Genomic DNA, 24395 nt, shown 5'->3' with positions numbered 1-24395 from the left:
CAGAATGCGTGACAATGGTTTTCAACTTCTTAGGGACGCATTAGGCGGGGTGAATATGCGCTTGGTAAGGTTCTGACGCTCGGCGAACGACGTGTTGATTAGGGCCAGATCCGTTGTCCAAGAGGTAGATCTTGATCCGGCCGATGAACTTGGGTGGGCTATGGCCCCCAGATGCGGCCACCGCGAAAATCTGTTCAGCATCGCCTAATCAGCATCAAAATAACATCTCGCGCCCGCCGGGAGCCTGGCTACGATATGATATCCGGAGCAACGATTCGGCGGCCAGATCTGGCCTTGACCCCAAGTCCGCGCCGCCGTAGCGCCCCGTCCGAAAGGGCGGGGCGCTTTCCTTTTGCATACGTCCCTTGCGGGGGATTCTAGCAGAGCGTCAGATGGGTAGCCGCAACTGTATACTGTCAAACAGGCCTTGGATCGTTGGTCGCGGGCGGTATTGTGGATACGGAAGCAGGCCTTCGATCGCGGGCGCGGCAGAATGTCGTGTTCGAACTCGGCTTCGTTATCGGGAAGTTTGGGGCAGCCAATGTGGCTGCGCTTATGAAGTCGACGGTGGAGAAGCCATCCGACCTTGATGGCATTGCCTATATTTCCTAGCGGCCCGGGCACTTCCTTGAAGACTGAGCTTGCACGCGAAATGTATCACATGAAAATCCCCTTCGATACCAAGGCTGTTCTTACAGCTTAGGTAAGCCTCGATCGTGCATCAATCTTGAAGAATGCTCGACGTGATCGATGCCGGCGATGAGGGGGTGATTGGCCGCGACCCAGGCGCGGCTAGGTAGGCTGATCAGTTTGATCTGCATCGCTAAGTCCAAGGGAGTAACTGGTGCTGCGACCGCCTGCGGCGTCTTTTGAATGCCGCTTGATTAAGTCATTAATGTCGCGCGTTGCGGTCGGCTGCGAGAGCTTGGCAATTTTTCCTACTTCGACGAAGTGAGCTTTCCCTGGAAGTCCGTCGAGCAGCCGATTTAGCATCCGTTGCTGGCGATCGCTGAGGTCGCTCGTGGCATGCTTTTCCCAGAACGCTGCCTTCTGCAAGACGCTACCGATGATCATCTCAGCGCCGTCGAAAGCCCGACCCAGGCAACCGAGAAACCAGTCGAGCCAAATGATGATGTCGAGCGTGCCACGTCGGGTTCGCTCAAGGATGTCGTAGTAGGCTTGCGCTCCTTCCGGATTTGCCTGGACATGCTGTAGAAGCGCCGCGTGCTTTGTTCGGAACGCACGAGTGCCAAATCGGCGATCGCACGCCCTATTCGTCCGGTGCCGTCCTCGAAGGAATGGATGGTCACAAACCGCAGATGCGCAAGTGCAGCCGTGATAACAGGGGCCTGGCCTTGCTCGGTGTTGAACCAGTCCAGAAACGCCTTTATCTCGGTCTGAAGCCGCTTGGCAGCCGGCGCTTCAAGGTGAACACGTTCGCGGCCGAGAGTCCCCGACACCACCTGTATTGAACCTGCCTGTTCGGTGCGCCAGCGGAATATTCCGATCATCGCTCTATCGCCACAAGCTCGCCATGGCCAAGGCCGCTTCCAGTCGGCTTCGCGGAGTTCGAGATTCGAGGTCGCTGCTTCGCCTGCGCCGGCTGCCGACGAAGCCTTTACGGCTTCGGCCGTATCGGCCCTCGCGACCGCGTAGGTCACATATCGAAGCCCGCTGTCGTCTTAGACGACGCCAAAGTATCCGTCCTGCCGCCATCAGTTTGTCCGAATTCACGACAGGCGGACTTCACGTCCCTTGCCTGATGTGACCTCCCAACAACGGAAGGTTGCAATTGGCGGCGACCGGAGCGGTCAGTCCGTAAAATCACAGGCTCCTCTTCCATCCGTGCGGCGGATTGCGCTAGTCTGCGACCTGGAGGGAACAGGCCGTGGCGACCAGCTTTGAGCGGATCGACGCTTTCGCACGGCCTGCGATCCTGCCGCGCCTCCGCCATGTGCAGGCATGGCGCCGCGTCCGGCTGCAGCGCCTCCTATCTGATCCCAACATCGCACAGAATGATCCGGGAAGGCTCAAGTCCATCAAAGCCGCACAAAATTGCATGGCCGTCTCCGTGCGCGTCAAAGCCATCCTTACCGGGATCATCGATCGCTAGGGGCGCCGGGAGCGGCGCGGTGTCGAGTGCGCGAGCAATCACCGCGTGCGCCGCCTCGCGATATGCGGTGATCTCGCGCTCTTCTAACACTTCGACCGCTTGATTTCCGGAAATTGACAGCGGGACCGTCGACCGAGATTGCTGGGCGTAGCTTAGACGCGCGCATCCGCGTGATGGCGGAGAGCTTCCGTTCTGGATGCAGCCGCGGTGTTGCCCTACTCGCTTCAAGCTTTGCCAGCGTGGCAAGTACGGTGCCGGTTGCGAGTTAGCCTTCAGACCATCTCCTCAGCGCCTCTAGGGCGTTCTCCAAAGCCTTTTCATAGCATACTCTCCACGGGCGGCCTGCGGAAAAGCGCGCGGGCGGGTGGAAGGGCCACCCGCGCTAGTTTACGCTTCGAAGAGGCTTTGCTGTCCCATGGAGGTTGCGCGAGCATATGAGCAGCCGAGCCATACATGCGTCAGCAACCAGCGTGCCAAACCATCGTACCGGCATTCCGCTTGAACAGAGACAAAACGCTGCGCTTTGCGCCTCGATTGCAGTTCCCCACATGCATGTCATCGACCGGACATAGCTGAGCGAGCTCAGACGTGCAGGGATGCAACGGGGCCACGCAGCGCCGATGACGGTTAATCCAGGTCTTTCATCGTGTCGAAACTGGCAGCAAAACGTGCCTGCGCTGCCGATGCTTGCGGGGGCGTCACGATCGACATGAAGCCGCTGTAAATAGGGCCGGGTGCAAACATCACGACGTTCGCAAGTCGGAAAGAGAACAAAACCCACACAAAACAATGCGAACTCTGGACCATTTTTTGGCACGAAGAATGCAGACCTTGGATATGCCCAGGGGCGCCCTCCCCTGGACATGGCCACCATCGCAGCTTGAGGCCGTGGCTGGCCACTTGAGGTTAGCGGCGCGTGATATCGACGAGGGACAGTGCCTGTGCATGACTCACGCGGGCACCTGCGTCACGTCGCCGCTAACTTCTGTCCGCCGCCAACAGCGCCTCAATGGTTGGTCCGCTTAGCATGGACGTGTCGATAAGAAGGCACCCGCGATTCGCACAGAGCATTCCGCACATTCTCGACACCTCGCGCGTCATAACGGATGACCCTCGCGTTCCTCTTCGACGTCTGGAAGACGCTGCACCGCCATTGATCAACGGAACGGGTCGACGACTATGGGACGTGTGAACGACAAGGTCATTCTGGTGACCGGCGGGGCTCGCGGAATGGGGGCAGCTAATGCGCGCCTGCTGGTGGCTGAGGGGGCCAGGGTCGTGATCACTGATATTCTTCATACAGAAGGAGAGGCTCTCGCGGCTCAACTTGGCAATTCGACCATCTATATGCCTCAGGACGTTACCCAGCCGAAGCAGTGGGCCGAGGCGGTCGCAAGCGCCGAAGGGCGCTTCGGCGCGCTCCACGGGCTGGTCAACAACGCCGCGATCGCCAACATAGCCCCTATTGAGCAGTTCTCGCTCGATCAGTGGAACAAGACCCTTGCCGTCAATCTAACCGGCGTATTCCTCGGAATGCAGGCAGCCCTACCGGCCATCCGGCGCGCGGGCGGAGGTTCGATCGTCAACGTCTCGTCCGTCGAGGGACTGCGGGGCAGTGCCGGACTCCACGCCTATGTCGCTTCGAAGTTCGGCGTGCGGGGCATAACCAAGTCCGCTGCACTGGAAGCCGCGGCCTCGGGAGTCCGCATCAACTCGATCCATCCCGGCTTCATTGCCACCCCGATGACCGAGAGCTTCGAGTCCTCCCTTTTTCCCGTTCCACTCGGGCGGGCAGCCGAGCCGCAGGAAGTATCGCAGGTCGTCTTGTTCCTCCTCAGCGACGAGTCCAGCTACCTTACCGGTTCGGAGGTCGTCATCGATGGAGGTCTGACGGTCGGCGTCCCGCGCAAATGCCTGGCGCCCGAGAACCTCTTTTGATTAACCTGACTGAATGTCCAATCTAGTCGGATAGAATGTTGCGATGTTCGGTAGCGGAAATTACGAAGCCTTTGCCCGCCCTCGCAAACCCGAAGGTGTGGACAACAAGACTGCGTGGTTCGTCGGTGCGGGTTGGCGGCGCTTTCCGGTGCGGCCTTCCTGATCCGCGATGGCCATATGCGTGGCGACCGGATCACCATCCTCGAACGGCTGAAGATACCGGGTGGGGCTCTCGACGGTAACCAAGACCTAGGAAGGGGCTTCGTGGTCCGGGGAGGCCGCGAGATGGAGGATCATTTCGAGTGCCTATGGGACTTGTTCCGGTCGATCCCTTCGCTGGAAACTGAAGGTGCCAGCGTGCTCGACGAATTCTACTGGTTGAGCAAGGATGATCCGAACTACTCGCTGCAACGGGCGACGGTGAACCAGGGACAGGACGCGCACACCGACGGCCTTTTCACTCTGAGCGAAAAGGCGGAAAAGGAATTGATCGCCGTCTTTCTTGCCTCCCGTGAGGAGATGGAGAACAGTCGTATCGACGAAGTGTTCGGGAAAGAGTTTTTCAGCAGCAATTTTTGGCTCTATTGGTGGACGATGTTCGCCTTTACGGAGTGGCATTCTGCCCTGAAGATGAAGCTTTATCTGGATCGGTTCATCCATCATATCGGGGGCCTGCCGGATTTCAGCGCGCTGAAGTTTACCAGGTACAATCAGTATGAAGCGCTGGTTCTACCGTTGTGCAAATGGCTGTTGGAGCAGGGCGTCAACTTCCGCTACGACGTCTGTCACTGATGTCGATTTCGACATAAAGGCGGGATGCAAGCAGGCCACGGCTATCCACTGTCTGGAGGGCGGCGTCGCCGGCGGCATCGGCCTTGGCGCCGACGATCTTGTATTCATGACGATCGGGTCGCTTACCGAAAACTCGGACAAGGCAGACCATCACACGCCCTCCAGGCTCGACGAAGGCCCGGCGCCTGCTTGGGATCTGTGGCGGCGTATTGCGGCCAAGGACGCGGCGTTCGGCCGCCCGGATGTCTTCGGCGGCAATATTCCTGCAACCAAATGGCAATCGGCGACGATCACGACTCTAGATGCGCGCATTCCAGCCTATATCCGCAAGATCGCCAAACGCGATCCGTTCAGCGGCAAGGTCGTCACGGGAGGGATCGTCACGGCGAAGGATTCGAACTGGCTGCTCAGTTGGACTGTAAACCGTCAACCGCATTTCAAGTACCAGCCCAGTAATCAGATCGTCGTCTGGGTCTACTCACTTTTCGTCGACGAGCCTGGCGACTACGTGAACAAGCCGATGCAAGATTGCACGGGCGAGGAAATCACGCAGGAATGGTTGCATCACCTCGGCGTGCCGGTCGAGGACATACCGGGACTCGCCGCGATGGCCGCAAAAACTGTGCCGGTGATGATGCCCTACGTCACCTCTCTCTTCATGCCGCGGCAGGCGGGTGATCGACCAAATGTTGTGCCCAAAGGCGCTATCAATTTTGCCTTCATCGGCCAATTTGCTGAGTCGGCGGAGCGCGATTGCGTCTTCACGACCGAATACTCAGTGCGCACGGCGATGGAGGCCGTCTACACGCTCCTCAACGTCGAACGTGGTGTGCCAGAGGTGTTCAATTCGACCTATGATATCCGCAAGCTGCTTGCGGCAATCGGCAGACTGCGCGACGGCAAGGAAATCCGAATTCCCGGTCCGGCGCTCTTGCGCGACCTAATGCTGAAGAATATCGGCGCTACCGAACCCGGCAAGACTGCTCAGTGAGGGCTTTGTGCGTTCGCCTGCCTTGTTGCAGCTGGAGAGCTCGTTCTCCACGGCCCGTACGAGTGCGAATTGCAAGGGGCAAGCCCTTCGTCGAGTGTCGAAGGCGACACACGCGAAGGCGGAACTGTTCTCGGGCCGCAATTCATAACATGGCTGGTAATGGAAGCCGCAACAATCGTGCCCGCACATAATGCTGGCACCGATAGTCTGCTTGACACTCGCGTTCGATGTGCCACCTGAGCTCCAAATCGACCAGGTGGCGGAAGGAGGTTTTCTCAGGACGCGCCGAGATGCAGTATCCATAACGTCGCCGGTCGGGGACGTGCAGCCCCAGCTGCGGATAAAGCAGAGTGCGGTCGGGGCCTCATTTCTCAAGCTTAGTGGGTTCCTTGCCTTACCGCAGAGGATGGCGATGGTTTGAGATGATCCAATATTTTCGAGCCTTCGCTGAACGACTTCGACCAGAATTTCTCCGCGAGGTCCAGATGGCACTTCAGTAGCTCTGTGGGAGTTTTAGAGTCGGCAAGATTTCTCAGAAAGCTTGCTTGTTCGTGCAGAGAGGAAGCAGCCAAACTTAATCCATCCTTTAATGCCGCGGCGTACAGGTGCCTTGTCGATTCGATCGATTTTTGCCATTCCGGAAAAATTGACGGAATGCGTGATGCCGCTGCTGCAGGTTCTCCAGCGCCATCGGCTGCGGCGCCGGTCAGTTGGGTCAGTCCGGGCTCTGGACGTGGCCGCCGTTCGCGTTTCTCGTCTTCGGTTGTATTCGCGTTCATTCGACGTCTCCTGGCCTAAAAGAGGATTTGTAACACCTGAGTTGTTCGCTGCTCGGTTCCGATCATCAACCTTCAGAAGGTACCACACCCTCCAACATGTCATACCTACCTCTTTTGGTACGGCGTGATCGCGCCGCAAATTGCGCATTCTAGGCGCCACTTGCTGGAATGTTCACCCAACCCCGGTTCAGAGGCTGAGAATCGCGGCAACCTCGTTGAGGACGAGCGCTGACTGCGTAGATCGACGGTGCCGCCAAAGGTGGTGCGGTCGCACGTCGATGCGCTTTGCCGTGATTGCGGCTGGCATTGGCCGCCATCACGCTCGCATCCATCGCGATGGCGCGGGAACGATAACCTGCCGTTTGGGCGGGGCGGCTCACGGGTATGGCGCGGACGCTTGGTTGATGTTGGGGGCGACGCCCGGCCGTTCAATCCGAACGACGCCGTCCATGTCGATATCCTGGATTCTCGAAGTCGGGATCGAGCAGGCGAAGCCCCGTGGCGAGGTCATCAACGTCCGTCTCCCCATCCGGCTCTCGGAATCGGCGATCTGCATATTCCGTTTCGCGATTGCGCATGCATTCGGTTTGCCTGTCGCGAGCGCGCGGAGCTTTTGCCTGCCACTTTCTCCTTTGGAGCGTCACGATGTGTAGCAGGCTATACTAACAGCTTAGTCCAGTCTCGTAAAACCGCCGCTCGACCCGCGCCGCAGGAAATTGAGGCTTTTCCGGCGAGGTGTGTTGTGGGCATGGCGAGATACTCCTTTGTCAGTGAGCTAAGAACGGTCTGAACTGGGCGCTCATCGTACCCCGCAGGTCAAGGTGCACACCGCGCAAAGATCGGCGCAGGCAGCGATGCCGTCGGCTGTGCTGCCAATCGATAGTGATGCTGTGGCTGATGAAGGGGCGCGCACAGCTTGGGTCCGCCAGGTAGGCCCATACTGGCCCGCGGCGTTGCGGCCGGAGAGCAATATCAGCTACGCTGACGCCCGAGGCCTTTCACGTCTTGAGGCAAACGGGCTCGCGCGTTGACCTTGACGCCCCGCGGCGAGGTAAATCTGGGCCGTCGCGCTCGCGGTTAGTCAATATAGTTGAGGTTAACCGCGCTATGATATTGACGTTGCGCCCCTATGCTTGATCCATTGCACCGGAAACTGCACACCCGGCCCACCGGAGAGGTGGAAGTGTCCTTCCAGCTGACCGTCCTGAAAGTGCTGGCCGGCCAATCTGCCGGGCTGGCCTCCGTTGCCGACATAAGGCACGCCGTTGAAATCCTGATGAGCAGCGGCCGTGACTGGACCGATCGCATGAAGCGGCTGGCCGAACGCGCACCTGACCTGAATATCTTCTCGGCCGGGTTTGTCTTTCGCGATACTCTTGGCTGGGAAATCACGGAAGAGGGCCGGCAATTCCTCTCCGCGCTCGAAAAGGCCGTCGCCGATCAGAGCGAGCGGCCTCGATCAACCATCGATCCCCCATCAAGCGAAGTCACCGCGCAACCGGTCATGGATGCAGCAAAATCACTTATTCCTCCCCATAGTCACCGTCAAAGGTCGCGGCGTCGCCGCGGGAAAGGCGGGTCTAATCGACGTAGAGCATGACGCGGCGCAGCTTTAACTTGTCACGCGGCCTCTGGCCGAACCGCGTGCCGATATTTTGCAGCGAAGTTTCTAAGAGTGTGTCGTGTCAACTTCCTGACAGTGGTCTCAAGCTGACAATAGAACCTGCTACGCACAATTCGAGCAACTTGCTGTGAACAGTGCCTCAAGTCGTTCTGGCAAAGGTCCACCTGCGCCGGAGATCGACAGTCCGAGGCTTTGAGGATTGTAGTCATCTGCAGATCGGAGACCGTACGTAAATGACCATTGAGCCGATCGAGGATAATTGGCGGCTTGAAGAGGAATCGAGGCGACGAGACGAGATCAAAGTCAAGCTCCTTCGCGCGCGATCGGATGTGGCCAGGTACCAAGCAGAATTGACAGAGCTCGAGCAAACGCCGAAGCGTGAAGACGGCTCATCGATCTGCCCTGCGACACTTCAGCGCACGTGCGCAGGAGGTCGGAGAGCATAACGTGCGACCACGTCAATTGGAGCCTGTCTTGGATCCCGCTAACCTGCGAGCGGATGCTGGGGGCAGCGTCCAACCGAGCGACAGCTGGAAGTAGGCTGCCAACCGGGTCTTCGCAACAGGGGCTTGGCTTGGTGCAATGGCTGAGCGGTGTAGAGCGCAAGAATTCGCGCACAAGTGCAAGTGGCGAGAAGCCAAGCCACGAACGCTCACGCGCGTGACAAGTGTTGGGATCAGCCGTTTTGACCGGCTCATCTTTGTTCGCTCACAAGCAAGGTGCTGTCGCCGGGTTGCAAGGTTCACGCCTCCTCTGCGTCTTATAAATGTCATCTTGCCCATGCCAGTGAGCCGCGCTACGGCCGATCCAGCCAGCGCTCAGCTTCACACAAAGCATGCTGCAAGGATGCGGGCGGCAAAGCTCGAGGTAGTCGATGATAAAGCGTTTCCGCAACTGGGGCTTATTGTCCTTCGTTGCTTTCATGGCTTTCTGCCCTGTGGCCAAGGCGCAGGACCGCCGCATTGTTGCCGAACCTGTTGCACCTCACACGGTCTGCGACCGCCCGGTGCCGTCTGGCACAAACGATACGGCCAGGTTGCAAGACGCCATCGACCATTGCCCCGCCGGCGCGGCGGTCTATCTGGGCCGCGGCCAGTACTTCTCGGGCCCGCTCGGGATGAAATCAGGCGTCACCTTATGGATCGGACGTGGCGCCACGCTTGTCGCCATAGCCGAACCAGCTCTCTATGACAAAGGCCGGCGCCATTGTGGACGGATCGCAGGCAAGGGCGATGGTTGCCGTCCGTTCATCAGCTTTTCCGAGACGCGTGGCGGCGGCATTTATGGCGACGGCACCATCGATGGCCAGGGTGGAGCAGCCATGGCCGGCAGCACCGAAACTTGGTGGCAGTTGGCCCGCCGCGCCCAGACTGAGAGCGGCAATCAGAACGCCCCGCGTTTGATCCAGATCGATCAGGCGCAGGACATCACGTTCTATGGTGTCACGCTACGCAATGCGCCCAATTTCCACGTCGTGATGAACAGGGTCGAAGGTGCCACCTTTTGGGGGCTCACGATCGATGCGCCGGCCGAGGCCCGCAACACCGACGGCATCGACCCTGGCGCCAGCCAGGATGTGACCATCACCCGCAGCTTTATCCGCACTGGAGACGATAACGTGGCCATTAAAGCCGGCGACAATGGCCCAAGCCGTCATATCTCCATCATCGACAATTACTTCGGCTGGGGACATGGAATGTCGATCGGCAGCGAAGTGAACTCCGGCGCCAGCGACATATTGGTGCGCGACCTGACGCTGGATGGCACGACATCCGGCCTGCGCATCAAGAGCGATGTCAGTCGAGGCGGCTTGGTGGAGCGAGTGACTTATGAGAACGTGTGTCTGCGCGGCAACCGATGGCCGATCGCCTTCGATACAAAGTACAATCCACACGCACAAGGCTTCAGCATTCCAGTCTATCGCCAGATCGCTCTCCGCCATGTGCGCGGCGACAACGGTACGCTGCTGATGCGCGGTGTAGACGGCAAGCATGCACTTGACGTGACGCTGGAGGATGTTCGGTTTGCCGAGTCTGCGACTTGGCGGCTGGAAAACGCCAATGTAACCGCCGATCATTCTGAAGTGTCGCCGCCGCTGCCCGGCTGGGCTGGAGAGAGGGGGCCGGGCGGGTGGGAGCAATGTGCAAAGGCCTTCCGGAACTAGTTAATGCGTAACCACAACAAACTCGTGTCCGGCGGGTCAGGTTCGTGTCAATGCGGTTGAGATTGAGTGGCGTTGCGCCCCGGGTCGTTTCATAGCGCTCACGTTCTTGCCAAGCTTTCCGACAAGCCTTGTCGCGGTCAGCCGCTCTGGAAATCGCGCCCGGCGGCATACTCGCTGCGTTGGCAAGGTTCGGCTGCTGTTGCGCTGCGGCTGTTTGTATCGATCATCGAGCCCGCAGCGGATCGGATGGAGAAGGTCACATGCGAATGATCGCGCTATCCGCTGCGGCTCTCGCGGAATGTTGCTCTATCTCGGCAGCCGATACTCAGTTGCTTTTTGTGTCGCACGCCGGAGAGACGGCCTATCACTCCGTGCAGGCAGCCATTGACGCACTGCCACCGCAAGGCGGGGATATCCAGATCGAGCCTGGCATCTATCGCGAAAAGGTCAAAGTCCTCAAACCTGGTGTTCATCTCAAAGGTACCGGCAAAAAGCCGGATGATACGATCATCGTGTACGGCGATGGCGCAATCAACGCGGGAGGGACGGCCCGTTCTGCGACGCTCAACGCCTCGGGCGATGACTTCCGGCTCGACAATCTGACGGTCCAAAACGACTATTCCCTCAAGGGGGACAATCCAGCTTCGCAGGCCGTGGCTCTATCGGTGACCGGCGACCGGGACGCAATCATCCATGTTCGCCTGCTTGGCGCCCAGGATACATTGTTCGCCGGTAAGGGCCCTAACGGTCGAATGTCGCGGCAGTACTTCTCTGATTGCTACATCGAGGGGCATGTCGACTTCGTTTTTGGCAATGCGAAGGCCTATTTCAGGCGCTGTGAGTTGCACGGCATCGCAAATCAAGCGGTTGTGTATACGGCGCAGAGCAAAAGAGCGCCGGGCGAGGACAGTGCCTTTGTGTTCGATCAGTGCAGGCTGACTGCCGAGCCTGGTGCGCGCTATGTTGCGCTTGGCCGCGCTTGGCGCCCCTATGCCACAGTGATCTTCCTGTCGACGAAGATCGATGCGCCGGTCATTGCGGAAGGCTGGCGCGAATGGGCCCCCGGCAAGACGGATACGTTCAAGACGGCCTACTATGCCGAATACAAATCCTCCAGCATCGGGGCTAATCCCGCAGGCCGCGAGCCTCATTCTCATCAATTGACTGACAGCGAAGCCGCGAAATGGTCGCTGAAAGCGTTCTTCGGGGGCGCGACAGATTGGCTGTCCAGCGAACCTTCAAGATAAAAATTAGACGAACGCTCGGGAAGTGGAGGGTTTTCAAACCCTTTGACCCGAGCCTCGTTGCGCTCGGGCGGCTCGTCCACAGCAACTCGCATTCGGGCAGGGGCGGCCATCGTAACGCGCCAGATTCTTGTTGCCTCCTTTAAGAAGGAAAGCAAAGCGATCGACATTGCCGGCTGCGAATTCCTAATTCTTGTCAGCTTTCGAAAGCTGAATCCCGTATTCTCCAGAATCCAACGGCCGCCGAACGGCTGCCGCTTGCGGCCTTGTAAGGCGTGCGGATTACGCAAGCCCTGTACCATCGCAAGGAGAACGGATGGATCCAACCGACCCCTTCTTCAATTCGGGCGCTTGAATCGAGGCGTACGCCGCGCAACAGGCGCGAGCAGGCAACGCAAGCCAGCAAAGCAACTTTGAGCGGCGGATGGAGGATTTGCAGGTTGATTCGACGGAGGGGACCCCCGCAAGCTCGCCTTCGCCGGATCGGGCTGTCGCAGAGGGCCGTGGACGGATCAGCCGAGGCGATATCGGCGGTTCGATGCGGATGCCGCCACACCTTGGTTCTAGAGGCGGCGCGCTCGGCGGTGGGCGGGCGAGCGTGGACATTCCCCGCTTTCAGCTTGAAGCTTCGCCCTAGCGCCGCAGTCCAGTTTGCGGGATGACCCGTTCAGCAGCGAACGCTACAGCTTGCCGGACTCAGACGCTGCGGTTCACGCCAAGAGCGGAAAAATACGCGGACTGTGGTCACGCATCAGATCGGGGGCGGCAAAGCCCTTGGCGGGAGCAGGAGTAAAAAACCCTCGCGAGACGCGGGGCAGTCAGAGGTTTCTTCAACGAAGCTTCGCATTCATTACGCGAGGCAGCCGGCCGGACGCGCGGGGTCGGCGCGGCGGACGAGGCGCTCATCAAAGAGTTAGCGGCAGGCAATCTCAGCGAAGGCAACATCAAAAATGCGGCGACCGACCCGCGCCATTTGAGCGAGCGCGTGCGTGAGAACGGCAGGCGCGATTGGCTCGCTTTTCGAATTCGTCTGGCGCAGGAGGCGCAGCGCTGCCAGGAACGCGGGAGAACCATCGTCAGCAGCTGGATCGCGACCGTGGATTTACGGATACCATGGACCTACCAGCCATGCCCCTGCCGTCGACGGCTTCGCCTGTCTGTCCCATCATCCACGGCACGAGGTGCGTACGGCCGGCGACGACATAGAAAAAGATGCCGATCGGCGGCAGCCTGAGGCCAATCCTCAAATCCTGACCGAAACCGCCGCGCGACAGGTAGAGCGGGAAGGTCTGGCAGACCAGAATCGAGTCCAAGCTTAGTCGACACATAAATTCCCACCCAATTGCTTGATTCACGATGATCGTAGCCGAGTCTCGCGCCGATTGAAGCCGGTGCCCGGATCTCGTTGAGAGATCATAACTATGCTCGTGCGAACGCGAGCATGCTTGTGACCTAGTTCGCGGTGGTCATGGTTACTTCATAATCGCTTCGGCCTCTGCACGAAACGCGTGGCGCGAGCCATCTCGTGAATAGAACATGTGACCGCCTGGAAAGACGACGAGTTTGACGCGCGGTGCTGAGGCAAATGGCGGCAATTGGTCGAGTGTCAATCGGCGTTCAAATTTGACCCCTCGTATTGCCGCATCTGCGAACGTTACCCTGATGGCGCCATTGCCGATGACGATCCGATGTCGATTGATCGGCCGCGCCAGGTGACTTTCCCGGCTTGCTCGACGAGAGGGGCTGTGGGCGGGTCGGGCCCTAAATAGCCCGAGCCGTCCACAACCCCGGGCAATGGGGCAGCGGTCGTGGCGTCGCCGAACGGACCCTGGGCGACCAACTGTTCGGCAGCCCTCCGTCTGAGCGCCCTCAGCAGACGCTGCACAATCGAATGCTGTCTCTTCCCGAACTCCTCGGGGTATTTCTCGCTCAGCCGGCCGACAATTGCGAGCGCCGTCAGCTGCGGCTGCTCTGCGAGCCAACCTTCGATCGCAGCAATATGCGGGTCGAGCTTGGACGGCATGCGAACTCTGGTCTTATAGGGCCGACGAGTTCGCCGGTGCGTGGCACGCGGCTCGCCGACCGTCACCGTCTTGCCGAGCGTCTTCGCGAACGTCGCCGCGGTCGCTGGCAGGGTGCTAGTGTGAGCGGGTTGCAGGCCGCGCGCCTGTCCGGCACGACGATCGACGCGATTGCCGAGTTCCTCTTGGGTTACGCGAATCTCCGCCAACAGCGCGACCGGATCGAGCGAGCGATACTGATCGCGTAGCCGTTTCTTCACGGCCGCGGTCACCTTGGGATGCGCCAATGCACGCTCATAGGGCGTCGACGGGGGATGATAGCGTTTGATCACTTTAGCCCCTTCGCGACGCTTCTCCTTCAGCTTGAACGACGGCTGGAAGAAGTTGACGTAGAGCCGTGCCGCCGCATAGAGGCGGCCCATCACACGCGCCGTCTCGACGCCATCGAAGCGGCCATAGCCCATGAGGCGGCGGACGACGGCACCATTCTTCTGTTCGACGAACGCCTGATCGTTCTTCTTGTAGGCGCGCGAGCGAGTGACTTCGAGCTTCTGTTCGCGACACCATGGCACGACGACATCGTTCATGAAGCCGCTGTCGTTGTCGAAGTCCACGCCGCGCAACAGCCACGGGAACAGGCTCTGTGCGCTGTTGATCGCCTCGACGACCAGCGAACCTTCCCGCGTCAGCAGCGGCAGGCACTCCGTCCAGCCGGTGGCGAAATCGACCATCGTCAGGGTTTGGATGAACGAGCCAGCCACCGACGTGCCGCCATGGGCGACCATGTCGACCTCGCAGAAGCCGGGCACCGGGCTGTTCCAGTCATTGAACGTGCGGATCGGGACCTCGCGCCGGATTGCCGAATAGAATCCGGCACGGCGCCGCCTGCCGCCGCTCGCCACGAGCTTCACATCGACGAGCAGGCGGTCAATGGTAGCGGCACTGATCGCCAGAACACGATCACGGTCCGCCTGCCCAAGCTGCAATCGGCCATGTTGCTCGAGAGCTGGCAGCAAGGTCGGGATCATCACCTTGAGCCGCTTGCCGCACACCCGATCCGACGCCTCCCACAGCGCCGTCATCGCGTCCTTGACCGTCGCGCCATATCTACGCTTGCGCTCTCGCGGCGCCTCGACCTTGCGCGGCCCGACCGCCGCGCGTGGCCGAAGTGCACGCACCGCATGCTTGCGATGCCAGCCTGTCGTCGCGCATAGCGCGTCGAGGATGCGTCCCTTCTCCGCCCGTCCGGCCGATCGGTAACGCTCCATCACCGCCGACACCACTTCGCGCCGCGCGCCCATGCTGATCTTTCCCGCCATAGAGGCCACCGAACCGATTCGGTGGCGCCGACCCAGTCATCGGCGAGAAGTTGTCCAGTAACATTCTGGATGAGGCAATGCGGGGGGTCAATTTTGGACGCCGATCCCCCGGCTTAGGGGGTCAATATTGCAGACGATGACGTAATTGCGGTCGGCGCCCGCGGCTCAAGAAGGTCCGCTATCTTCAGGCCTTCCCGCAATCTCACGAATCGGAGGGGCCATGAAGCAATATGTTGGGCTGGATGTCTCGCAAAAGGAAACTTCAGTATGTGTGGTCGACGAAGTGGGGCAGGTCTTGTTCGAAGGAAAGGCAAAGTCCGATCCAGGGGCACTCGCAGCATTGCTTCGTAAGCGGGCGCCACAAGCGGAGCGCATCGGATTTGAGACTGGGGCGATGGCGAGCTGGCTATGGCACGAACTTCGTAGGGTCAATCTGCCGGTGGTTTGCATCGACGCGCGGCATGCCCACGCGGCTTTATCCGTACGCATGAACAAGAGCGATCAGAATGATGCGCGGGGGCTTGCTGAACTGGTGCGGGTTGGCTGGTATCGGGAGGTCAAGGTCAAGAGCGAGGAAAGTCAAAAGATCCGCGCGATACTCGTCGCGAGATCCCGGCTCGTGTCGATGCGCCGAGACATCGAGAACCAGGTCCGGAGTATGATCAAAGAATATGGCTTGCTGTTCCCACGCGCAATCGGCCAGCCGTTCCGCAACCAGGTCAGCGAGCTATTGGGCAATAATCATCCACTCTTCGGCGTGATATCGCCGCTGCTCTCGATCCATGAGAATGTCTGTCAACAACAGGGTAAGTTCGACAACGAGGTCCGCCGGTTGGCAAAGCTGGACGAGACGACGCGTCGCCTGATGACGGTCCCAGGTGTCGGCGTCGTGACGGCCCTAACGTTCCGCCACACGATCGATGACCCCTCGCGCTTCCGATCGGCGTTGACAGTCGGTGCCTACCTCGGCCTTACACCTCGGCGCAACCAATCCGGCGAAACTGACATCAATGGCAAGATATCTCGATGGGGCGACCGGCTCCTCCGAACCTACTTGTTTGAGGCCGCTACCGTACTTCTTTATCGGACTAAGAAATGGTCGTCCCTCAAGGCCTGGGGCATGAAGCTCGCCAAGCGGATCGGCATGAGGAAAGCAAAGGTCGCTATCGCCCGAAAGATCGCAGTCATCCTTCACTGCATCTGGGTCGATGGCACTTCCTTCGACTGGGGGCAGCCGCAGCCAGTCTGATATTTGCTCGCAAGTTCCTGGTCCGGTCTGCCGGACTGGCGATGTCCCGCTGGGACGGTGTTGAGGCGACCTCGTTCATTCGGCTGGTGACGGCTCGACCGTACTCCGCTGCAAACGTTGAGGCGTCCGACCCGGACATCATCATGAGGCGCTGCGCGACCTCGGAAAGGACCATGACCCCAGCGAAGACATCAGTCCGGGCGATCAAATACTGGCCGGCAAAGTACTTATCAGCCGCGCTCGCGCCGTCTCCGCAACCCTGACCAGCTGCGACGGCGCGAGCGCTACCACCGAGAGGCGAGTTCAGAAATGTAAGCTTGACAACAAACCGCAATTAAAGGGCCGAATGACACAGCAGGCCCGCCTTGGTGAGCGCGCCGGACAAAAAATCGTTCTCCAACGCAAGCTCGCCGATCTTGCCATGTAACGCTTCAAATCGACCGGCGCCTCGGCCGGTCCGTTGTCCTGCCCAAACACTCCGGCGGCGCCTTCCAGGAGTTGGGACTTCCAGGTCGTGATCTGGTTCGGATGGACATCAAACAGTTGCGCCAGCTCGGCCAACGCCTTCTCCCCCTTCACGGCCACCAAAGCCACCTTTGCCTTGAATGCCGGAGAATGCGTCCGGCGACTCCTCTTCGTCATCTTCGCTCCTGTTTCGCGGCAAGAAGCCTCGCCGCTCTCAGGCAGAAAATCCACTCAAGCTACTGTCCGAATTTGCGGAGCCAGCTCTTCATGCCCTCCGTCTATCAAACGGAGCGGCCCTTTTAACCTCTGGTCCCAAAATCGGGGTCCATTTCAGTAGTGAATTGAGGGGGCGGTCCCGAGCCGCCGAAGATGGCGGGGTTAGCCGTTTTCAAAGAAGGATCACATTGCGTCCTTTTCGATAGCTCGAGCAGTAATGCGGCTGCCATGACGCGACGCCTGTCTACCAGTGATAGTTTCTCATCGATCCACTGGAACAGATTGATTCAGAGAGTCAATGCGATCCTGACCCCCAATAATGGTAGGGGGTGGTTGCGTAAACTTTGCGATACCGTGTCGAACGACAACCCCCAACAAGACGCTACGGCAGCTCGAAACCTGAAATCGCTAAATGGATCCGTGAGCTCTCGAGCGAGCAAGATCTGCGGAGACGGTCATGGAAACTCGATTGGCAGACGTTGGAGCCGACGATGCTTACAACATCCCGCTGAGCAATCTGGACGTAAGCGAAGCAAAGCGTTTTCAAGATAATAGGATATGGAGCTGCTTCGAGCGGCTGCGAAGGGAGGATCCCGTTCATTACTGCCAAGACAGTCCTTATGGTCCCTATTGGTCCCTAACGAAATACCGAGATATCCTGGCGGTAGATGCAAATCATAAGGTATTTTCGTCAGAGCGAGGAGTCACGATTATCGATGTGCCTGATGAACACTGGACTCAGAGTTTCATCAAGATAGGTCCTCCCAAACATCGCGAGCAGCGCGATACAGTAAGTCCGATAGTTGCACCGGAAAATCTGACAAAACTCGAAGGCTTAATTCGCTGTCGGGTCAGGACGATTCTGGACGGCTTGCCGCGCAATGATGCGTTCAATTGGGTGGACATGGTCTCCATTGAGTTGACGACGCAGATGCTCGCCACACTATTCGACTTTCCATTCGAGGATCGACGGCTCTTGACCTATTGGTCGGACATAGGTGCTACAATTCCGAAAAAAGGTCATGCTGTCGATAGCTGGGACAAGCGAAGCAAAATCCTGTTCGAGTGCCTGGACTATTTTACCCGTCTTTGGAATGAGCGCATCAATGCCGAGCCTCGCCTCGACTTGATTTCCATGATGGCACATTCTCCTGCGACGCGCCATATGGATCCGATGGAGTTTCTCGGGAATCTGATTCTGCTGATCGTGGGAGGCAATGACACTACGCGCAATTCGATCACCGGGGGGCTCCTGTTCATGAACCGGTTTCCCTCCGAGTTGCGAAAACTACGCAATAATCCCAAGCTGGTGTCGAGCGCTGTGTCCGAGATTATTCGATATCAGACACCCATCGCACATATGCGCCGGAACGCCGTGGTCGATACCATCGTGGGTGGGAAACGAATCAGGCAAGGGGACAAGGTCGTCATGTGGTACATCTCTGGTAACCGCGACGAAGAGGTCATCGAGAATGCGAGTAGCTTCGTGATCGACCGCAAGAACGTGCGGCAGCATCTTTCGTTCGGTTTCGGCATCCATCGTTGCGTTGGTCGACATCTTGCGGAACTGCAGCTGAGAATCCTGTGGGAAGAAATGTTGAATGCGGGGCTAGAGGTCAAGGTTGTCGGCGAGCCCGAGCGGATTGCGTCAAATTTTGTGCACGGTTATTCCGTGCTTCCCGTGCGGATCGCAGCTTAGGCCGTGATGCTCTGGATTGGGAGCTGACACCCGCATCACGGTTGCGTTCTTTTTGGCCAGTCTCGCTGCTCCATTGGTACCTAATCGGCGTCGATCGGTACCAAGGAGCTGCTCATGGGCACGGAGCTCCGTGAGCACTGGTGCCTGGCCAAGCCCTTTGCGATGCCGGCGCCTTTAAGGAGCGTCTTCGATACGTTAGACGATGAGCTCAATATTGAAGATTGCAGCGGTGGGAGCGCTTTTGCTTGGAGAAGCGCTTTCGATAATCGCGGAGTTGATTGCCTCAAAGCAGTTTGGAAAGGCGGGCATCTGACAGCGCTCCTGCCGATGTTCCTGCTGATATCCCTCGGCGGTATCCTGCTCGTCTGCGGATACGCACTAGGTGTTCAGTCCCGGGCTTTGATGGTGCATTCTTGTCGCACGGTTCGAAGGATGCGCTATGGGACAAGTTTTACACGGCTGCGCCACCACGACGGAGGCAGTCCGTCGAGCAATACAAAATAGTCAAGAGAGCCTGAGAGCACTCGCCAAGCGCTACGGGATCAACCACGACCGAGTTTGCAACCCGCCCCAACAGGGGCCAAACCCAGAACAGACTCTCCTTATAAACGAGGGCAAATCGGGGAGCAGGTCAAGACACTTATGCCATGGAACCACGCCGCCTGAACGGCCTCAGTTTGCCGCTTACCGCTGGGCTTCGCTGCGCATAAAGACGATCGCCCACTGGAGCCGCCGTGTCGGCTATTGGCGCCTCCATATTTGCTCGCGCGGGTGGGCTCCGGATCGACTAAAAAAGCTGTTCCGCCGTTGCCGGGAGAGCCCGCAAGTGCGCTTGAGCAACAGCAGCCCGATCATGAAGTGCGTCGCGAAATCCGGCCAACATTCTCGCGATAAGCGGCACGACTCGCTGTCGATCCAATCCCATCGATCTGGCCGGCGAGCAGAACCAATTCGCGCTTTGCTGATCCGGTCCAGCCTGGCCCAGAACAGATCGCCTGATCCCATCGTTGGGTACATCTTCGGCGCATCCCTCCTCGGACGTGGATAGGGAGACATGCTTCATCCGCGAAGGGCGTTTGGAAAGCGGAATTGCGAGGTTCTGAGGCTCAAAGCCTCAGACCCTCGCATTCTCAAAGCAGCCTGCAACAAGAATTGCCGCTCTAACCCGGTTGCTTAGCTCTGGCGACCATGTAACAGGCAGGACGCTAGCCACGGGCTGGTTCAGTCATCGTCTGCAGTCTCACCCTTGCCGCGTAAGTCTGACGAACCCTCCTTCGATTAATTCGGCTTTGTGCAGCTTGCCGTCGAGCGCGATGGTTGTTGGGTGGTTAGGGGTAGGCATATAACCCGCCTCGCGCAGCTTCTCGATCAGGGCCAGCGGGGCCCACTGCTCCGGCAGCGGGACGTTGCGACGGCAGGTCTCCCGGAAGAATGCTCCGAAATCTGGTACGCCCTGCGGCCCCTCGCCCATCCTCTGGTCCTCCGGAGGATTGTGGATGAGACGAGTGCCGCTGGTCGGGTCCTGCGTGGCCGTATAGCGGTGACCCCGGATCTCGTAGGACATCGTCGGCTGGTCCGCGTCCGGCAAAAGACCGTGGTGGGACAGTCTCTCGATCATTCGTTGCGGGGCGGGTTGAGAACCATGGGAAAATCTCTCGGGAACCGCCCATGAGACATCATATGTTTCCTCAGGGGCAGCCGATGATGGCCCCGCCTCGTTCGTCCTTGCTTCATCCAGGAACTGACGAAGGTAATCTTCATCCTCTTGATTCCAGGCGTACTCCTCTGGGGACCTTGACGGCCCGGCACCGCCGATTCGGTTGAAGTCCATGCTGCTCTCCTTGTTGCCTTTGGGAACATGGTCTCTTGCAGGTCCGCCCAATGGATAGCTCAGCGTCAGCAGTTCCTTCGGCGAGAGACCCGATTGCTATCGTAGGAGAGTCGGCTGTCCAGAAGCTGACGAGCTGCCAGGAAAGCAGCTATGTCAACTCGCATGCTGTGGCCTGCCGCACCTAGGCACTGACGCTGATATCCGTCATATCGGATGTAGGAGAGGCGGCGGCTCTGCCGCGTTCGCGAGGTTCTCCCTCGACTTCGCTTGTCTGGCCTCGAGCCGCTTCATATCATCGATGATGGCTTTGATCTTCCCGCCGGCTTTGATGGCAGGCAACAGCTTTCCAAAGTTCCACACTTGATGCGCGTGGGCGGAAGCTTATCCTATCGAACGTTACCATCTCTGTTGAATGTTCAGAGGTGCGTCAGCGGTGAATAGCGATCGCAGCGCGAGAGGTTTCCATGTACCCGCGGCGGGGAATGTTGTGGCCTTCCGCAGATAAAGGCGCCTGCATAGCTGCCGGTTCTCAAGGATTGCCGTCACGGCGGATGCCGGCGCGGGCTGCAAGCATATCGTTATGGCGGCCGCGGTCATGATGCAGTTGACTATCCCGCACCTGTCGATTTGGATTTCCTTGTGAATCCGAGAGAACGCTTTTCGTCGGCCAGGCGGCTCATCTAGTAGGCTGCACATTCTCACTGATCGGAGATGGAATATGACCGGCATTGGCCGACCAGATAAATCGCCCGTTGGGCCTACAGGAGCGGACAGCACGTGGAGATCGAGCGGTTCGCGCTCGCAGTACGATCTCGCCCCAGGGGAAGGTGGCCAATCGTTCGACTCCGTCGTCGAGCGTATGCGCTCCGGGCCTCAAGATAGAACGGCGCCGCTCGCCGGCCAACCGCGAACTTCGGGTGGCGCAGTCCCCATTTCCTCGAGTGGCGACGATGTCAATGCAGCAGAGCGAACGGATAGCCTGCTTAAGGAACTTGATGCTTGCCGCAATGCGGCTATGCAATGTCGGAACTCGTCTAAGGCGCAAGACTTGATCGATCAGCTCGTCAAGGCCGGCTCAACTGTCCTGGACTACTACGCATTGTCGCGCCCAGCGGAGCCCTTCTGGTCGGGGCGACCTATAATCAGCGGCGCCAGTTCCCAAGCAGCGTCGCTCAATGCCAAACGGTCCATCACACCCAAGACTGCCTCCCCAAAAGCAGCCTGGAATCTGATTTGCGCCTAAAAGGGAATCCCTAGAGTCCACACCACCTAGTCTTACTGCGTCATAAGCGCAGGCGACGATTGACGTTTTGCTGTCGGCGTCGACAACACGGGCATCGTTGCAAGGTCTTGATGATTGCGTCGGCCAGCCGCCTGCGCATGGTTGCGATCGAATTTGGAATGTGACGCTCAGGCCGCAATGGCGGATCCTCTGGGTCTGTAACCGTCGGGAACGGCAAGTTGCGAGAAGAGAGCGGTGCAGCGAGGTGCTGAGGGGGGAATCGTCTCTCGTTCGGAGATCAGGAATCCGTAGGCTGCGATGCAGAGCGTTGCGTGATGATGGAGGCCGCGCCAGCCGCGCCCCTCAAAGTGCCCGAGCCCGACCTCCTGCTTCAGCTCCTGATAATCGCGCTCGATGCGCCAGCGCAGTTTGGCCAGATCGACAAGACGGGCGAAGCCAATATTCTCCGGCAGAGTTGAGAGCCAGTATTTTGTCGGCTCCTGTTCTCCCTTCGGCCATTCGATCAACAGCCATTCTTCCGGCCAAGGTTCGCTGCGGTTAAAGTCGCGATGGGCAATGCGAATGCGCAGCCGCGCAAAACGCGACTTGAGGAGCACATTGCTTCCCTTGTGCCAAGTGATCGTCCGCCACGCCTTGGCCGGAAGGCTAAGGCAAAATCCTTGACCTTGACCGGTTGGTGCTTGGCATCACGGCGTAGCTGTTTGGTCGGCTGGCCGCGGCCCCGGACGCAAGGTTTGGGCGGCAAAGGCCCGGTGCCGGGCGCCCACACGGTGGTGTTCGACAGGATGCCAGCGACGTAGGGCAGCCCCAGCGCCGTGACGGCTGTGCGCAGATCGATGTGCGCGCCATAGCCCGCATCCATCAGCACGACGCGCGCGGCAAGCCCGCCGCACAGGCCGCGCGGATCTGATCGAGCGCGATCTCCGGCTTGGTCTGAAAGCCGATCTTCTCGGGCACGCCTGCCTTCTGGCGGCGGGCAGTGTCAGAGGCCCAGCTCTCCGGCAAATACAAGCGATAGGCCACCGGCAGGCTCGCATGAGCATTGGCCAGCGACAGCGACACCGCGACCTGGCAATTGTCCTACTTGCCGAGCTGGCCGCAATACTGCCGGGCCACGCCCACCGAATGCGTGCCCTTCTTGGGAAAGCCCGTGTCGTCGATGATCCAGGCCTCGATCGGCCCATGCCGCTCGATCGCCGGCAGAACCATCTGGCGAACTTTGGCCAGCACCCGCTCGTCCGACCAGCGCCCCTCACCGACAAAATGCAACAGAGACCGGTGCTGCGCCGCCGTTCGCTCTGGTGCCGTCACCGCAGCCATCGGCTCCACGCTCTTGCGCTCGCACGGCAGCATCAGGCCTTGACGGTAATCCCGCAATGGCTTGGCCCGGTCGGCGTGACCGATTGAAATGGACCCGCGGAGCGGGGCCGCTTGAGCCGGTTTGTTAGTTGGAAACTGACCGCTCCTGATTACTTCCTATCACGCTGCCAGAGACACTGTCGGCTGCTGTTGCTGCTGTGGGCATGTGGTCAACGCGTCGGTGTTGTCCACCATTCCACAGCCTTCGCGGCCTGCATCCGTTCGCGCCAGACCGCCATCGACGTGCGATAGCCGAGCGCCTGATGAAGGCGACGATCGTTGTAGAAGGCGATCAACTCGCGATCCCTGCCTTGGCCTCGCGGCCGTCGGCATAGCCCTTGAGATAGATGTCCTTATGCTTGAGCGACCGCCACAGCCGCTCGATGAAGACGTTGTCCATCCAACGACCGCGGCCATCCATGGAGATCTTGATCCCTGCGCCCGCCAACGCGCCGGTGAAGGCCGCGCTGGTGAACTGGCTGCCTTGGTCGGTATTGAAAATCTCCGGCCTGCCGTACTTCGCCAGCGCCCCTTCCAGAGCCGCCACGCAGAACGAGACGTCGATCGTGTTCGATAATCGCCACGCCAGAACCGCACGGCTCGCCCAGTCGATGATGGCGACGAGATAAAGAAAAGCCACGGCCGATGGGCAGATACGTGATGTCGGCGGCCCACACCTGGTTCGGCCGGTCGATCGTCATGTTGCGCAACAGATAAGGATAGATCTTGTGGCTCGGCGCCGGCTTCGTCGTGTTCGGCTTCGGTCCCAGCGCCGCGATGCCCATCTTGCGCATCAACCGCTGCACGCGCTTGCGATTGACCTGAAGCCCCTCAGCCTTCAGCATTGCGGTCATTCGCCGCGAGCCCAGGAACGGCCAGGCGATGAACAGCTCGTCGATCCGCCGCATCAGGGCAAGGTCGTTGTCGTTGGCCGGCCGGGGCGGCCGGTAGACCCCGGAGCGCGCGATGCCAAGCAACAGGCATTGCCAACGGATCGACAGCGCCTTGTCCGCGCGATCGAGCATTCCTCGACGGTCCGGCGTGCTCATCTTCCGGACCTCCGCGCTAAAAAATCGCGCTCGACCGTCAGTTGTCCAATCTTGGCGTGCAGCTTCTCGATCTCGCGTTCGCGCGTTTCCTCGCTCTCGCGCCCGGCACCCACATCAAAGGCCCGCGCCGCCTGGTCCAGCGGTTGCTTCTTCCAGGCATAGATCTGGTTCGGGTGAACCCCATAGCGCTGGGCCAGATCGGCCACCGTCGCCTGCTCCCGCACGGCTTCCAGCGCAATCTTTGCCTTCAGTGCCGCGTCGATCTTGCGTCTCGTCTTCGTCGTCATCATGCCCTCCGT

At 59.4% G+C, this 24395-nt stretch carries 14 protein-coding genes and 6 pseudogenes; 10 read left to right on the top strand and 10 right to left on the bottom strand.

Annotation, left to right across the window (positions count from 1 at the left end; all coding sequences use genetic code 11):
* Positions 1–453: 453 nt before the first annotated feature.
* On the top strand, positions 454–612 hold the full coding sequence (locus tag ACVIGA_RS28020) for a TIR domain-containing protein (protein WP_224580566.1): 159 nt from the start codon (positions 454–456) through the stop codon (positions 610–612).
* Positions 613–792: 180 nt separating this feature from the next.
* Here ACVIGA_RS28020 and ACVIGA_RS28015 read toward each other — a convergent pair whose 3' ends face one another.
* Entirely contained in the window at positions 793–1074 is a 282-nt protein-coding gene (locus ACVIGA_RS28015) for a Fic family protein (RefSeq protein ID WP_224580565.1), read from the bottom strand.
* The gene (locus ACVIGA_RS28010; protein ID WP_456668687.1) at positions 1071–1661 is read right to left on the bottom strand and encodes a Fic family protein; all 591 of its coding nucleotides are present in this window, start codon (positions 1659–1661) and stop codon (positions 1071–1073) included. The genes ACVIGA_RS28015 and ACVIGA_RS28010 overlap by 4 nt, the downstream gene beginning before the upstream one ends.
* A 227-nt stretch (positions 1662–1888) precedes the next feature.
* Here ACVIGA_RS28010 and ACVIGA_RS28005 point away from each other — a divergent pair, with 227 nt between their 5' ends.
* From ACVIGA_RS28005 to ACVIGA_RS27995, 3 genes and pseudogenes are all read left to right on the top strand, one after another.
* On the top strand, positions 1889–2113 hold the full coding sequence (locus ACVIGA_RS28005) for a hypothetical protein (protein ID WP_166071942.1): 225 nt from the start codon (positions 1889–1891) through the stop codon (positions 2111–2113).
* A gap of 1179 nt (positions 2114–3292) precedes the next feature.
* Positions 3293–4051 (top strand): glucose 1-dehydrogenase, encoded by a 759-nt coding sequence (locus tag ACVIGA_RS28000; protein WP_166071941.1) that lies wholly within the window; start codon positions 3293–3295, stop codon positions 4049–4051.
* 177 nt (positions 4052–4228) lie between these two features.
* Positions 4229–5834, top strand: a pseudogene (locus tag ACVIGA_RS27995) (oleate hydratase).
* A gap of 377 nt (positions 5835–6211) precedes the next feature.
* Here ACVIGA_RS27995 and ACVIGA_RS27990 read toward each other — a convergent pair.
* Positions 6212–6613 carry a hypothetical protein gene (locus tag ACVIGA_RS27990; protein ID WP_456668686.1) on the bottom strand — a complete coding sequence of 134 codons (402 nt, stop codon included), beginning with the start codon at positions 6611–6613 and terminating at the stop codon, positions 6212–6214.
* Positions 6614–6989: 376 nt separating this feature from the next.
* Positions 6990–7169 (bottom strand): hypothetical protein, encoded by a 180-nt coding sequence (locus ACVIGA_RS27985; RefSeq protein ID WP_456668685.1) that lies wholly within the window; start codon positions 7167–7169, stop codon positions 6990–6992.
* Between the two features lie 627 nt (positions 7170–7796).
* On the opposite strand from ACVIGA_RS27985, the gene ACVIGA_RS27980 reads away from it, so the two are divergent.
* The 3 genes from ACVIGA_RS27980 (at position 7797) to ACVIGA_RS27970 (ending at position 11648) form a co-directional block, all read left to right on the top strand.
* Positions 7797–8213, top strand: coding sequence for a hypothetical protein (locus tag ACVIGA_RS27980; RefSeq protein WP_173643993.1), 417 nt, complete (start codon positions 7797–7799; stop codon positions 8211–8213).
* An 898-nt stretch (positions 8214–9111) separates the two neighbouring features.
* Positions 9112–10401, top strand: coding sequence for a glycoside hydrolase family 28 protein (locus ACVIGA_RS27975; RefSeq protein ID WP_456668684.1), 1290 nt, complete (start codon positions 9112–9114; stop codon positions 10399–10401).
* 260 nt (positions 10402–10661) lie between these two features.
* The gene (locus ACVIGA_RS27970; protein WP_166071935.1) at positions 10662–11648 is read left to right on the top strand and encodes a pectinesterase family protein; all 987 of its coding nucleotides are present in this window, start codon (positions 10662–10664) and stop codon (positions 11646–11648) included.
* Between the two features lie 1651 nt (positions 11649–13299).
* Here the strand turns inward: ACVIGA_RS27970 and ACVIGA_RS27965 are convergent.
* Complete coding sequence (locus tag ACVIGA_RS27965) at positions 13300–14985, bottom strand: transposase (RefSeq protein ID WP_456668683.1); 1686 nt, start codon at positions 14983–14985, stop codon at positions 13300–13302.
* Between the two features lie 220 nt (positions 14986–15205).
* On the opposite strand from ACVIGA_RS27965, the gene ACVIGA_RS27960 reads away from it, so the two are divergent.
* A complete protein-coding gene (locus tag ACVIGA_RS27960; protein WP_456667040.1) occupies positions 15206–16234 on the top strand; it encodes an IS110 family RNA-guided transposase in 1029 nt (342 codons plus the stop codon).
* Between the two features lie 353 nt (positions 16235–16587).
* Here the strand turns inward: ACVIGA_RS27960 and ACVIGA_RS27955 are convergent.
* Positions 16588–16876: pseudogene (locus ACVIGA_RS27955) on the bottom strand (transposase); the annotation flags it as partial.
* Between the two features lie 496 nt (positions 16877–17372).
* Between ACVIGA_RS27955 and ACVIGA_RS27950 the strand changes: the two are divergent.
* Together ACVIGA_RS27950 and ACVIGA_RS27945 are read left to right on the top strand one after the other, a co-directional pair.
* The gene (locus ACVIGA_RS27950) at positions 17373–18614 is read left to right on the top strand and encodes a cytochrome P450 (protein WP_456668682.1); all 1242 of its coding nucleotides are present in this window, start codon (positions 17373–17375) and stop codon (positions 18612–18614) included.
* Positions 18615–19053: 439 nt separating this feature from the next.
* Positions 19054–19161: pseudogene (locus ACVIGA_RS27945) on the top strand (IS481 family transposase); the annotation flags it as partial.
* 693 nt (positions 19162–19854) lie between these two features.
* On the opposite strand, the gene ACVIGA_RS27940 reads toward ACVIGA_RS27945, so the two are convergent.
* The 4 genes and pseudogenes from ACVIGA_RS27940 to ACVIGA_RS27925 all read right to left on the bottom strand — a co-directional run bounded on the left by ACVIGA_RS27940 (position 19855) and on the right by ACVIGA_RS27925 (position 24383).
* The gene (locus tag ACVIGA_RS27940; RefSeq protein ID WP_166071931.1) at positions 19855–20445 is read right to left on the bottom strand and encodes a hypothetical protein; all 591 of its coding nucleotides are present in this window, start codon (positions 20443–20445) and stop codon (positions 19855–19857) included.
* A gap of 1098 nt (positions 20446–21543) precedes the next feature.
* Positions 21544–21636: pseudogene (locus ACVIGA_RS27935) on the bottom strand (IS5/IS1182 family transposase); the annotation flags it as partial.
* A 219-nt stretch (positions 21637–21855) separates the two neighbouring features.
* Positions 21856–23098 (bottom strand): annotated as a pseudogene (locus ACVIGA_RS27930) (IS701 family transposase).
* 119 nt (positions 23099–23217) lie between these two features.
* Positions 23218–24383 (bottom strand): annotated as a pseudogene (locus ACVIGA_RS27925) (IS3 family transposase).
* Positions 24384–24395: the final 12 nt, after the last annotated feature.

The organism is Bradyrhizobium sp. USDA 3240 (assembly GCF_054063295.1).
Note: the sequence above shows the minus strand (reverse complement) of the source record. Positions and strands in the feature narration are given on the sequence as shown.